Origin of the sequence: Xanthomonas sp. BRIP62411 (assembly GCF_003993525.1) — a bacterium.
GTDB lineage: Bacteria > Pseudomonadota > Gammaproteobacteria > Xanthomonadales > Xanthomonadaceae > Xanthomonas > Xanthomonas euroxanthea.
In genome coordinates, this window is record NZ_QEZI01000032.1 from 64,655 (window position 1) to 77,049 (window position 12,395).

The following is a 12,395-nucleotide window of genomic DNA, read 5'->3' on the forward strand; positions in this document are numbered from 1 at the left end:
ACCCTTGCCGCTGCAGGGCACACCCAGGCGCCCACCGGTCTGCATCCGCGGTGGGCGGCGGCAACGGCAGCGCTGCCACGGTCGCTTGCGCCAGCCACTCCCGCAGGACCGCCAAGGCGCGGGCGTGCCGGGTTCCACGCTACACTCGCCAGCCTGTGATCCGGCCACCTCCGCGCATGACTCCTCGCTCGCACGACACCCTGATTCTGAGCCTGCTTGCCGTCCTGATGGCGGCCACGCGGATCAATCACTTCGCGCCGGTCCCGGACGCGTCCTGGGCGGTGTTCTTCATCGGCGGCTTCCACCTGGCAGCGCGCACCAGGCTGGCCTTCCCGCTGCTGATGCTGCTGGCGGTAGCGGTGGACTGGCTGGTGATCACCCGCCAGGGCCTGAGCTTCTGGCAGCACTACTGCGTATCGCCGGCGTACTGGTGCCTGGTGCCGGCGTATTTCGCGCTGTGGGCCGGTGGGATGTGGTTGCGCCGGCAGTACCACGGCGCGCAATGGAGCGCGCTGGCCAGGCTGGTGCCGGCGCTGTTGCTCTCCGTGGCGCTGTGCCAGTTGATCGCCCAGGGCAGCTTCTACTGGATCAGCGCCAGCGTGGCCGAGCCGACCGTGGCCGGCTGGTTCAAGAACTACAGCGACTGGCTGGGGCCGTATCTGCGCAGTGCCGCGCTGTATGTGGCCGCCGCCGCGGCGATCCAGATGGCCGCCGAGCGCCTGACCAGCGCGCCCGGCCAGATCCAGGCCGGCTGAGATGGGCAACCGGCTCTCGCGGATCTATACGCGCACCGGCGACGACGGCAGCACCGGCCTGGGCGACGGCAGCCGTACCGGCAAGGACGCGTTGCGCGTCAACGCCTATGGCACCGTGGACGAGGCCAACTCGGCCATCGGCGTGCTGCTGGCCGCCCCCGGCGTGCCGGAACCGGTTGCCGAGCTGCTGACCACCCTCCAGCACCAGCTGTTCGATCTGGGCGGCGAGCTGTGCATCCCGGGCCATGCGGCGATCGATAGCGCCGATATCGCTGCACTGGAGCGCCAGCTGGACCTTTTCAACGACACGCTCCCCCCGCTGAAGGAGTTCATCCTGCCGGCCGGTGGCGAGGCCGCCGCGCGCTGCCACCTGGCCCGCACCATCGTGCGCCGGGCCGAGCGCGAGACCGTTGCGCTGTCGCGCCAGGAGACCGTGCGCAGCGAGGCGATCGGCTATCTGAACCGGTTGTCGGACCTGCTGTTCGTGCTGGCGCGCGTGCTGGCGCGTGCCGATGGCCAGCAGGAAGTGCTGTGGCGGCACGACCGCCGGCGCGGCTGACCTGCACATGGCACGGCGGACAGGCTAGATTTGCCCCATGTTGGTCTTTACCCATCCCGCCTGCCTCGGTCACGACGCCGGCCCCGAGCATCCCGAGCGCCCCGCCCGTCTGGAAGCGGTACTGGAGGCGCTGCGCGACGCCTTCCCGGACCTGGACTGGCGCGAGGCGCCGCTGGCCAAGCTCGGCGACCTGTGCCGGGTGCACGAGCGCGAACAGGTGGATGCGGTGCTGGAAACCGCCTTCGACGGCCACCATCGGCTCGACGTGGACACCGTGATGTCGCCCGGCTCGCGCGCGGCGGCATTGCGCGCGGCCGGCGCCGGCGTCGCCGCGGTAGACGCGGTGATGCAGGATGCCACCCGGACCGCCTTTTGCGCAGTGCGCCCACCCGGTCACCACGCCACCGCGCAGGTGTCGATGGGCTTTTGCCTGTTCAACAACGTCGCCGTGGCCGCCGCGCATGCGCGCGACCGGCATGGGCTGGAACGCATCACCATCGTGGATTTCGACGTCCACCACGGCAACGGCACGCAGGCGATCTTCGAGCGCGACCCGGCCGTGCAGTATCTCAGCACCCACCAGTCCGGGCTCTATCCGCACTCGGGCAGCGTCTACGAGCGCGGCATCGGCAACATCCACAATCTGCTGCTGCAGCCAGGCAGCGACGGGTTGCGCTTCCGCAATGTGTGGGAAGACGAGATGCTGCCGCTGATCGACGCCTTCCGCCCGCAGCTGATCCTGATCTCTGCCGGCTTCGATGCGCATCTGCGCGATCCGCTGGCCGATCTGATGCTCGATGCCGACGATTTCGCCTGGCTGACCGGCGCGCTGCGCACCCTGGCTGACCGCCATGCGCGTGGCCGGGTGGTGTCCATGCTGGAGGGCGGCTACGACCTGCAGGCCTTGCGCGAGAGCAGCGTGGCGCACGTGGCCGCGCTGCGGTGAACCCCGACGGCGCGTCGCTCGCGCCCCCCATCGCGATGAACCTCGCCCCCCCGACCCGGGAGCTCTTCATTGCCCCTATGCGGGGTATGCGGCAAGCTAGTCGCCATTTTATTGGTTGAATCACGCGTGCGCCGAGTTCTCCGCCTGCTGCCCCTGCCTTTGAGCATCGCCATCTGCCTTCCGGCCATGGCTGCCGACAAGCCGTTGAACTGGGGACTGTGCCCGGCGGTGGATCCGCTGCCCGGCTTCGACGGCGCCCCCGCCGCCGATGCCAAGGCCGCTGAAATGCGCCAGGAGTTGCCGACCGACATCGAAGGCGACCAGCTCTCCGGTACCGATACCACCCCGCAGTACCAGGGCAACGTGGCGCTCAAGCGCGGCGACCAGTTCCTGGGTGCCGACAACCTGCGCATGGACACCGAGACCGGCAACTACATCGCCGAAGGCAATGTCCGCTACCAGGACACCTCCTTCCGCATGGTCGCCGACCGCGCCGAAGGCAATCAGGACACCGACGCCCACAAGGTCACCAACATCCAGTACCAGTTGGTGGACCGGCGCGGCAATGGTGCGGCCGAATCGGTGGATCTGCAGGGCCAGGTCGGGCAGATGCACCGCTCGACCTACACCACCTGCGATCCCTCGCAGCCGATCTGGCGCGTGCGCGCGCCGGAGATCGACGTCGACAACGAAGAAGGCTTCGGCACCGCACGCAATGCCGTGCTGCAGATCGGCAAGGTGCCGGTGCTGTACTTCCCGTGGTTCAAGTTCCCGATCGACGACCGCCGCCAGACCGGCCTGCTGTTTCCGCAGTTCGGCCTGTCCGGCCGCAACGGTTTCGACTACCTGCAGCCGATCTATCTGAACCTGGCGCCGAACTACGACGCCACCCTGCTGCCGCGCTACATGAGCAAGCGCGGTTTCATGTTCGGCACCGAGTTCCGCTACCTGTACGAAGGCGGCCGCGGCGAGATCACCGGCAACTACCTGCCCAACGACGACCTGCGGAAAAAGGACCGCGGCAGCGTCTTCTATAGCGGCTATCACAACATCAATGATCACTGGCAGGCGCGCAGCAGCATCTCCTGGGTCAGCGATACGCGCTATGTGGAAGACTTCACCAGCCGCCTGAACGGCATGGGCTCGGCCTCCAGCCTGCAGAGCACCATCGGCATCTACGGTACCGGCGAGACCTGGACCGCCGGCCTGATGGCCGACCGCTGGCAGCTCACCGACTACACGCTGGATGAGCAGTCGCTGCCGTACAACCGCCAGCCGCGCGCCTATTTCACCTGGGACAAGCCGTTCGGCATCTTCGAGGCCGGCGTGTATGCCGAAGCGGTGCGCTTCACTCACGACGATTCGTACTTCGTCAGGCCCCCGTTGAACGGAAGCACCAGCGGCGATGACGATGATGACGACTATGTCCGCACCAACATCCGCAACAAGGAATATGGCAGCGGTTCGCGGCTTGACATCAAGCCCTACATCTCGATGCCGTTGTCCGGCGCGGCCTGGTTCTTCACTCCGACCGTTGCATGGCGCTACACCACGTACCAGCTGGATTCGACGCTGGCCAACACCGCGCCGCTGACCGGTGATCGTTCACCCTCGCGCAGCCTGCCGATCGCCTCGCTGGATGCCGGGCTGTATTTCGACCGTGAGACCTCGGTGTTCGGCACCAACTATCTCAATACGCTGGAACCGCGTCTGTACTATTTGTATGTGCCGTACCGCGACCAGGACGATCTTCCGGTCTTCGATACCCGCCCGTTCACCTTCAGCTACAGCCAGTTGTTCCGCGACACGCGCTACACCGGTGCCGACCGCCAGAACGATGCCAACCAGCTGACCCTGGCGGTGACCTCGCGCTGGCTGCGCCAGGACGATGGTCGCGAGAAGCTGTCGCTGAGTGCAGGCCAGATCCTGTATTTCAACGATTCGCTGGTCACCATCAACAACAGCACCAATTCGGCCGCCGGTAGCGAACAACCCATCGAGCAGGGCAAGTCCGCCTGGGTGGCCGATGCCAACTACATGATCAACGACCGCTGGTCGATGGGCGCCACCTACCAGTGGAACCCCAACTCGCGCAAGGAAGACCTGGCCAGCCTGCGTACGCGCTATCTGCTGGGCAACGACGGCATTATCAATCTGGCCTATCGCTACCGCCGCAATCCGACCAACAACACCGACCAGCTCGAGCAGGCCGATTTCTCGTTCCTGTATCCGATCAACCCCACTTGGAGTGCGGTCGGCCGTTACTACTACTCGCTGCTGGATCGCAAACCGCTGGAAATGATCGGTGGCGTGCAGTGGGACAGCTGCTGCCTGGCGGTGCGCGCGCTGGTGCGCCGGTTCGTGCGCAACCGCGATGGCGAGATGGACAACTCCATCCAGTTCGAGTTCGTGCTGAAGGGCCTGAGCTCGTTCGGGCAGAACACGGACCGCACTTTGCGCCGTGCTATTCTCGGCTATTACCGCGACGACCTCTACCTGGTCCCGCCCAGCAACACCACGACTAATCCGGACGATTACGATCCGAACTTGATTCCATGACCAAGCCTTTCTCCGTTGTTCTCGCCTCGCTGCTGGTACTCACCAGCACGCTCTCGCCGTTGGCCTCGGCGCAGCAATCCCAGCCGCTGGATCGCATTGCCGCCATCGTCGACGAAGACGTGGTGCTGCAGAGCGAGCTTGATCGCGCAGTGCGCAACGTCAAGTCGCAGTACGCCGGCCGGGAGAACCAGCTGCCGCCGGACGATGTCCTGCAGCGTCAGGTGCTCGAGCGTCTGGTCCTGGTCAAGCTGCAGGTCGGCCGCGCCGATGGCAGCGGCATCCGCGTCAGCGACGAGGAACTTAACCGCGCCATCGCCAGCATCGCCCAGCAGAACGGCACCACCGTGGACGGCCTGCGGCAAAAGCTGGCGGCCGACGGCATGGGTTATGGCGACTTCCGCGCCTCGGTACGCGACGAAATCATCGTGCAGCGGTTGCGGCAGAGCTTTGCGCAGAGCCGCATCAGCGTGAGCGAAGGCGAAGTGGATACCGCGCTGGCGCAGCAGGCCGCCACCGGCAGCCAGTACCACCTGGCGCACATCCTGGTGGGCCTGCCGGAAGGCGCAACCGCCGATCAGATCGCCACCGGCCAGAAGAAGGTCGATGGCGTCAAGGCATTGATCGACAAGGGCGAGCTGGATTTCTCGGCAGCCGCGGTACGGTATTCCGATAGCCCCAATGCGCTGGAAGGCGGCGATCTGGGCTGGCGCAGCCTGGATGAAATCCCGAACGCATTCGCCCAGTTGATCCGCGACATGCAGCCTGGCCAGGTGGCTGGTCCGCTGCGTGGTCCGAGCGGTTTCCAGCTGCTCAAGCTGGTGGAAATGCGCGACGCCAATGCCGGCGGCGAGAAGAAGCTGGTCACCGAGTACAACGCCCGCCACATTCTGGTGCGCATCGGCGACAACCAGACCGAAGCGCAGGCGAAGGCCAAGATCGACACGCTGCGTGCGCGCATCACCGGCGGTGCCGACTTCCAGGCCGTTGCGAAGGAGTCGTCCGAAGACACCAACAGCCGTGGCCAGGGTGGAGATCTGGGCTGGTTCCCGGCCGATGCGTTCGGCCCGGACTTCGGCAAGCAGGTCGAAGGCCTGGCCGATGGCGCCGTGTCCGAGCCGTTCCGCACCCAGGCGGGCTGGCACATCGTGCAGCGCGTGGGCAGCCGTCAGACCGACGTCAGTGCCGAGAGCCAGCGTGCGCAGATCCGTGAAACGATCGGCCGCCGCAAGCTGGAAGAAGAGTACAACCGCTACCTGCAGGAGCTGCGCGGCGAAGCCTACGTGAGCTTCCGCACCGGCGACCGCGCCGATGGCGATGCCACTGTGGCACCAGCCAAGCCGGCCGACCCTGCCGCACCGACCCCGCCGCCGGCACAGCCGACGCGCTGATTCGATGCTCCCGTCGCTCGCGCTGGTGCCAGGCGAGCCGGCCGGGATCGGGCCGGAACTATGCGTCCGGCTCGCCCAGCGGCCGCGCTCGGACGCCCACCTGGTCGCCTACGCCGATCCGGACACCCTGCACAGCGCCGCAAAGGCGCTGTCCTTGTCTGTGCGGTTGCTCGATCCGGACCAGCGCGCGCGTGCGCCCGGCGACCTGCCGGTGCATCCGATCCGCCAGGCCGTGGCGACCCGCTTCGGCACGCCCGACCCCGCCAATGCGGCAGCGGTGATTGCCGGCCTGCGTGGCGCCGCCGGCGACTGCCTGTCCGGCAGGCTGCAGGGCATCGTCACCGGCCCGGTGCACAAGGCGGTGATCAATGCCGGCGGCATTCCCTATACCGGCACCACCGAGCTGCTGGCCGAACAGGCGGGCTGCCCGGTGGTGATGATGCTGGCCAATGCCATCGTGCGCGTCGCCCTGGTGACCACCCATCTGCCGCTGCGCGCAGTGGCCGATGCGATCACCGCCGACACCGTCACGCGCTGCCTGCGCATCACCGACGCTGCACTGCGACGCGACTTCGGCCTGGAACGCCCGCGCATCGCGGTGCTTGGCCTCAACCCGCATGCCGGCGAAGACGGGCACCTGGGCCGCGAGGAACTGGACATCATCATTCCGGTGCTGGAGCAGCTACGCGGCGACGGCATGCAGCTGATCGGCCCGCTTCCGGCCGATACCGCATTCTTGCCGCAGAAGCTCACCGGTTTCGATGCGGTGGTGGCGATGTATCACGATCAAGGCCTGCCGGTGCTCAAGTACAGCGGTTTCGAGCAGGCGGTCAATATCACGCTCGGCCTGCCCTATCCGCGCGTAGCGGTCGATCACGGCACCGCGCTGGAGCTGGCCGGGCGCGGTCTTGCCGACCCGTCCAGCCTGATGGCGGCCACCGAGCTATGCGCGCGCCTGGCGAAACGCGACTGAGCAACGGCGATTGCCGCGCTCAACGGTGCGCCGCGTGCACGCAGCCCGTCTGTCGCGTCTTGCAGGCGCAGAACCGGCACCGCGTGCAGGCGCTGCCACGTTAAACTGCGCGCATGAATCATTCTTTCAGCGCACCGGCCAAGAAGTCGCTTGGCCAGCACTTTCTTGCCGACCGGTATTACATCGACCGCATCGTGCAGGCGGTGGACCCGCGCGCCGGCCAGCACCTGGTCGAAATCGGCCCTGGTCAGGGCGCGATCACCTTTCCGCTGCTGCGCAAGCACGGCGCCCTGACCGTGATCGAATTCGACCGCGACCTGATCGCCCCATTGACCGAGGCGGCCGCACCGATCGGCGCGCTGAGCATCATCCATCGCGATGTGCTCAGTGTGGATTTCACTGCGCTGGCCGATGGCACGCCGATCCGCTTGGTCGGCAACCTGCCCTACAACATCTCCTCGCCGATCCTGTTCCATGCGCTGGACCATGCCGCAGCGGTGGCCGACATGCACTTCATGCTGCAAAAGGAAGTGGTCGACCGCATGGCCGCCGGCCCCGGCAGCAAGGTGTACGGGCGATTGAGCGTGATGCTGCAGGCGTATTGCGAGGTGACCGCACTGTTCGTGGTGCCGCCGGGCGCATTCCGGCCGCCACCGAAGGTGGACTCGGCGGTGGTGAGGCTGGTGCCGCGCGATCCGGCCACGGTGCTGATCAGGGATCGGCGGCGCTTTGCCGACGTGGTGCGCGCCGGCTTCGGCCAGCGTCGCAAGACCCTGCGCAATGCCTTGTCCAACGTCTGCGAGCCCGCCCATTTCGAGGCCGCGCAGGTCCGCCCGGATGCACGCGCCGAACAACTCGAGGTCGCGGATTTCATCCGTCTGGCCAATGTCGAGCTGGCTTGAGCGCCGCTCCCACACGGTTTTCTTTAGACTTTCCGCATGCACGATGATCCACGCTACCGGGTCGAGGTCGAGGTGTCGCCCCGCTTCCTCGCCCATCAGTCGACCCCCGACGAAGGCCGCTATGCCTTCGCCTACAGCATCCGCATCCAGAACGCGGGCGCCGTGCCCGCGCGCCTGGTCGCGCGTCACTGGCAGATCACCGACGCCAACGGACGCACCGAGCGGGTGGATGGCGAAGGCGTGGTCGGCGAGCAACCCTGGCTGCGTCCCGGCGAGGCGTTCAGTTATACCTCCGGCGTGCTGCTGGAGACCGAGCAGGGGCAGATGCAAGGCCACTACGACATGGTGGCCGACGATGGCACCGAATTCACCGCCCCGATCGCCGCCTTCGTGCTGAGCGTACCCAGGACGCTGCACTGATGGATGCTGGACTGATGGAGCGCACGCGATGAGCGTCTGGGCAATTGGCGATCTGCAGGGGTGTTACGACATCACCCAGCAGTTGCTGGAAAAAATCAACTTCGATCCTGCGCAGGACACCTTGTGGTTCTGCGGGGACCTGGTCAACCGCGGCGGTCAATCGCTGGAAACGCTGCGCCTGGTGCATTCGCTGCGCGCACATAGCGTGGTGGTGCTGGGCAACCATGATCTGTCGCTGCTGGCGATCGGCGCGCGCTCGGAAGAAGAGCAGCGCAAGGTCAATCCGGATCTGCTGCGCATCGTGCTGGCCGAAGACCGCGACCTGCTGCTCGACTGGCTGCGGATGCAGAAGCTGGCACACGTGGACCGCGACCTGGGCTGGATGATGATCCATGCCGGGCTCGCGCCGAAGTGGACCACGCAGATGGCCGAGAAACATGCACGCGAGGTCGAGCAGCAACTGCAGGGCGGCGGCTACCGCAAACTGCTGCGCAACATGTACGGCGACCAGCCGGGCTGGTCGCCGGGCCTGAGCGGGTACGACCGCAGCCGCGCGATCATCAACCTGTTCACGCGCATGCGCTATTGCACACCACGTGGGCGCATCGCCACCGACGACAAGGGCACGCCGGGGACGCAGGCGCAGGGCCTGTATCCGTGGTTCGAAGTGCCGGGCCGGGTCGAGCGCGACCTGAAGATCGTCTGCGGGCATTGGTCCGCGCTCGGGCTGACCATCACCCAGGGCGTGCATGCCATCGATACCGGCGCGGTGTGGGGCGGCAAGCTCACCGCGCTGCAGCTGGATACCGACGAATTGCGCGTGGTGCAGGTACCGGGAATCCCGATCACGCAGCCGACGCAGGCCGCGCAGCGCAACCGGCCACCGCGCCGGCGGCAACGCCAGCGCGGTGGCGGCGGGGACCATGCGAACGCGAGCGCCGGTTCCACCGCTGCTCCCGATACCGCCCCGCCCACTCCTGCTGCTGACTGAGCTGAGAGACGGGTCTGGTCAGGCGAATCGAACCAAGCGCTGAGCCACCCGCGCTTCAGTCGAAGCACACGCCTCAGCGTCGCCGATAGTCCACGTAGTCGAATGCGAAGGCATGACGGGCATCGGCCGCATGCGGTTCGCGCTGCACGGCTTCCCACACGGCCGGGTCGATCGGCGGAAAGTAGGTGTCGGCCTGCTCCACGCTGGTGTCCACGTCGGTCACCGCCAGCAGGTCGGCACGTTCCATGGTCAGGCGATACACCTCGCCGCCACCAATGACGCACAACTCCTGTGCGCCGGCCGCCTCGGCCTGCGCAATCGCGGCATCGACCGACGTCACTGCCTGCATGTCCGCAAACGGCACCTGCCCCGCACGTGTCAGCACCAGGTTCAAACGCCCCGGTAGGGCACGTCCCAACGACTGCGCAGTCTTGCGCCCCATCAGGATCGGCTTGCCCAAGGTCAGCGCCTTGAAACGCTTCAGGTCGTCCGGCAATTTCCACGGCAGCTCGTTATTGCGGCCGATGGCGTTGTTGCGGTCGAAGGCGACGATCAAGGTCAGTTTCATGCAGCAGACGATATCCCTTCGAGCATCAAGGCAACGTGTGGCCTCACGCGGCCGGCGAAGCGCCGCCTACACCGCCACCGGTGCCTTGATCGCCGGATGCGGGTCGTAGCCCTCGATGGCGATGTCGTCGAAGCGGAATGCGAACAGATCGGTCACGGCGGGATTCAGGCGCAAGGTCGGCAGCGCGCGCGGGGTGCGTGTCAGTTGCTCGCGTGCCTGCTCGAAGTGGTTCGAATACAGGTGCGCATCACCGAGGGTATGCACGAAATCGCCCACGCCCAGGCCGGTCGCCTGCGCCACCATATGCGTCAGCAAGGCATAGCTGGCGATATTGAACGGCACGCCCAGAAAGATGTCGCCGCTGCGCTGATAGAGCTGGCAGCTGAGTTTGCCGTCGACCACGTAGAACTGGAACAGGCTGTGGCATGGCATCAATGCCATCTGCGGCAGTTCGCCGACATTCCAGGCGCTGATCACCAGCCGGCGCGAATCCGGGTTGCGCTTGATCTCGTCCACCAGCCATTGCATCTGGTCGATCTCCACCCCGTCCGGGCCGGTCCAGCGCCGCCACTGCTTGCCGTAGACCGGGCCGAGATTGCCATCGGCGTCGGCCCACTCGTCCCAGATGCGGACCTGGTTGTCCTTGAGATACCCGATATTGGTATCGCCCTGCAGGAACCACAGCAGCTCGTGGATGATCGAGCGCAGATGCAATTTCTTGGTGGTGACCAGCGGAAAGCCGTCGTTGAGGTCGAAGCGCATCTGCCAGCCGAACACGCTGCGCGTGCCGGTGCCGGTGCGATCGGACTTCTCGGCGCCGTGTTCCAGCACATGCTGCAGCAGGTCCAGATAGGGCTTCACTTGCCCGCCTCCACGCCCACGGCCTGCACCCGCCCCGGCTGCAACACCGGCGCGCGGCGCGACATCGCCAGCAGCACCAGGCCCACCGCAATCAACGGCAGGCTCAGGATCTGCCCCATCGTCAACCAGTTGAAGGCCAGGTAGCCGATCGGCGCATCCGGTACCCGCACGAATTCCACGATGAAGCGGAACACGCCGTACAGCAGCGCAAACAACCCGGACACCGCATAGCGGGCGCGCGGCTGCATCGAGAACGCCCACAGCACCACGAACATCACCACCCCTTCCAGCGCCGCTTCGTACAGCTGCGACGGGTGCCGCGCGAACTGGGTCAACGCACCGGCAACGTATTGCGCCTGGATTTGCGCTGGTGCGACATTGGCCAGCTCCGGCGCATGCGGAAAGATCACGCCCCAACCGGCCTGGGTGAACTTGCCCCACAACTCGCCGCCGACGAAATTGCCCAGCCTCCCGAAGCCCAGCCCCAACGGGACCAGCGGCGCCACGAAATCCATCACGTCGAAGAAGTGCAGCCGATGCTTGCGCGTCCACAATCCGCAGGCGATCAGCACGCCCAGCAGGCCGCCGTGGAAGCTCATGCCGCCTTGCCATACCTTGAACAGGATCAACGGGTTGGCCAGCAAGCTGTCGAACGCATAGAACAGCATGTAGCCGATGCGCCCGCCCAGCACCACGCCGAGCATGCCGTAGAACAACAGGTCGGAAAATCCGTCCATGTCCACACCCGGCAGGCGGCCGCGCAGGATGCGCGAGCGTCCCAGTGCCCAGGCAGAGAAGAATGCGGCCAGGTACATCAACCCGTACCAGTGCACCTGCACCGGTCCAAGCGAGAAGGCGATGGGGTCGATGGCGTGCAGATAGATCATGCGGACCGCGGATCACAAAAAAGCGAGGCGTCTATTCTGACACCTCGCGCGCGCTCAGCCTAAGAGCTGGGGACGATCGGGCAGCTCGTCTTCATGCTGGGAGCCGGGGACGGCGGGGAAATGCTCGGTCAACAGCGCGGTCACCGCCTCGATCCCGGCCAGCACCGCCGCCTCGTACTCGCCATCGCGCAGGAACTGCTGCATGCGCCGGCACACCTCGGCCCAGTGCGCCTCCGGCACCCGGCTGCGCAGGCCGCGGTCGGCAACCACTTCGATGGCGTGGTCGGCCAGCAGCAGATACAGCAGTACCCCGTTATTGGCCTCGGTGTCCCAGGTGCGCAATTGCGCGAAGACCTGTTCGGCGCGCTGGCGCGCGGTCTGCCCACGCCATAGCGCCTCCAGCGGCAGGTCGGCATCCACCGCCACCATGATCTGCCCGGTGTGGGTGCGCTCGCTGGCGGCCACTGCCGCGGCGATCGCATCCATGCAGCTGGCCGGGAAACTGCGCTGCGCCGAGGGCGCGAAAACGTGTCTGAGCCACCGCATCACCAGCTCCCCGAGGCGCCACCGCCTCCCGATGATCCAC

13 protein-coding genes are annotated in these 12,395 nt (G+C 66.5%); 9 read left to right on the forward strand and 4 right to left on the reverse strand.

Annotated features, from left to right (window positions below; translation table 11 throughout):
• Nucleotides 1-176: 176 nt before the first annotated feature.
• The 9 genes from EO139_RS20935 (at nucleotide 177) to EO139_RS20975 (ending at nucleotide 9,493) form a co-directional block, all read left to right on the forward strand.
• The gene (locus EO139_RS20935) at nucleotides 177-755 is read left to right on the forward strand and encodes a hypothetical protein (protein ID WP_126972345.1); all 579 of its coding nucleotides are present in this window, start codon (nucleotides 177-179) and stop codon (nucleotides 753-755) included.
• Nucleotide 756: 1 nt separating this feature from the next.
• The gene (locus EO139_RS20940; protein ID WP_126972347.1) at nucleotides 757-1,314 is read left to right on the forward strand and encodes a cob(I)yrinic acid a,c-diamide adenosyltransferase; all 558 of its coding nucleotides are present in this window, start codon (nucleotides 757-759) and stop codon (nucleotides 1,312-1,314) included.
• A 37-nt stretch (nucleotides 1,315-1,351) separates the two neighbouring features.
• The gene (locus EO139_RS20945; RefSeq protein ID WP_104584989.1) at nucleotides 1,352-2,260 is read left to right on the forward strand and encodes a histone deacetylase family protein; all 909 of its coding nucleotides are present in this window, start codon (nucleotides 1,352-1,354) and stop codon (nucleotides 2,258-2,260) included.
• 126 nt (nucleotides 2,261-2,386) lie between these two features.
• Nucleotides 2,387-4,819, forward strand: coding sequence for an LPS-assembly protein LptD (gene lptD / locus EO139_RS20950; RefSeq protein ID WP_104584987.1), 2,433 nt, complete (start codon nucleotides 2,387-2,389; stop codon nucleotides 4,817-4,819).
• The gene (locus tag EO139_RS20955) at nucleotides 4,816-6,207 is read left to right on the forward strand and encodes a peptidylprolyl isomerase (protein WP_126972349.1); all 1,392 of its coding nucleotides are present in this window, start codon (nucleotides 4,816-4,818) and stop codon (nucleotides 6,205-6,207) included. The genes lptD and EO139_RS20955 overlap by 4 nt, the downstream gene beginning before the upstream one ends.
• A 4-nt stretch (nucleotides 6,208-6,211) precedes the next feature.
• Entirely contained in the window at nucleotides 6,212-7,180 is a 969-nt protein-coding gene (pdxA, locus tag EO139_RS20960) for a 4-hydroxythreonine-4-phosphate dehydrogenase PdxA (protein ID WP_119129661.1), read from the forward strand.
• A gap of 113 nt (nucleotides 7,181-7,293) precedes the next feature.
• Nucleotides 7,294-8,082: a 16S rRNA (adenine(1518)-N(6)/adenine(1519)-N(6))-dimethyltransferase RsmA gene (gene rsmA, locus EO139_RS20965; protein WP_104584976.1), complete on the forward strand. Its 789-nt coding sequence runs from the start codon at nucleotides 7,294-7,296 to the stop codon at nucleotides 8,080-8,082.
• A 36-nt stretch (nucleotides 8,083-8,118) separates the two neighbouring features.
• Complete coding sequence (apaG, locus tag EO139_RS20970) at nucleotides 8,119-8,502, forward strand: Co2+/Mg2+ efflux protein ApaG (protein WP_104532996.1); 384 nt, start codon at nucleotides 8,119-8,121, stop codon at nucleotides 8,500-8,502.
• Nucleotides 8,503-8,530: 28 nt separating this feature from the next.
• Nucleotides 8,531-9,493 (forward strand): symmetrical bis(5'-nucleosyl)-tetraphosphatase, encoded by a 963-nt coding sequence (locus tag EO139_RS20975; protein WP_119129660.1) that lies wholly within the window; start codon nucleotides 8,531-8,533, stop codon nucleotides 9,491-9,493.
• A gap of 73 nt (nucleotides 9,494-9,566) precedes the next feature.
• Here EO139_RS20975 and EO139_RS20980 read toward each other — a convergent pair whose 3' ends face one another.
• The 4 genes from EO139_RS20980 to EO139_RS20995 form a co-directional block, all read right to left on the reverse strand.
• Nucleotides 9,567-10,061, reverse strand: a complete 495-nt coding sequence (locus tag EO139_RS20980; RefSeq protein ID WP_119129659.1) for a dihydrofolate reductase — start codon at nucleotides 10,059-10,061, stop codon at nucleotides 9,567-9,569.
• Nucleotides 10,062-10,127: 66 nt separating this feature from the next.
• Complete coding sequence (locus EO139_RS20985) at nucleotides 10,128-10,922, reverse strand: thymidylate synthase (protein ID WP_104649447.1); 795 nt, start codon at nucleotides 10,920-10,922, stop codon at nucleotides 10,128-10,130.
• Nucleotides 10,919-11,809 (reverse strand): prolipoprotein diacylglyceryl transferase, encoded by an 891-nt coding sequence (gene lgt, locus EO139_RS20990; protein WP_119130767.1) that lies wholly within the window; start codon nucleotides 11,807-11,809, stop codon nucleotides 10,919-10,921. The genes EO139_RS20985 and lgt overlap by 4 nt, the downstream gene beginning before the upstream one ends.
• 54 nt (nucleotides 11,810-11,863) lie before the next feature.
• Nucleotides 11,864-12,355 (reverse strand): TPM domain-containing protein, encoded by a 492-nt coding sequence (locus EO139_RS20995; protein ID WP_164739960.1) that lies wholly within the window; start codon nucleotides 12,353-12,355, stop codon nucleotides 11,864-11,866.
• Nucleotides 12,356-12,395: the final 40 nt, after the last annotated feature.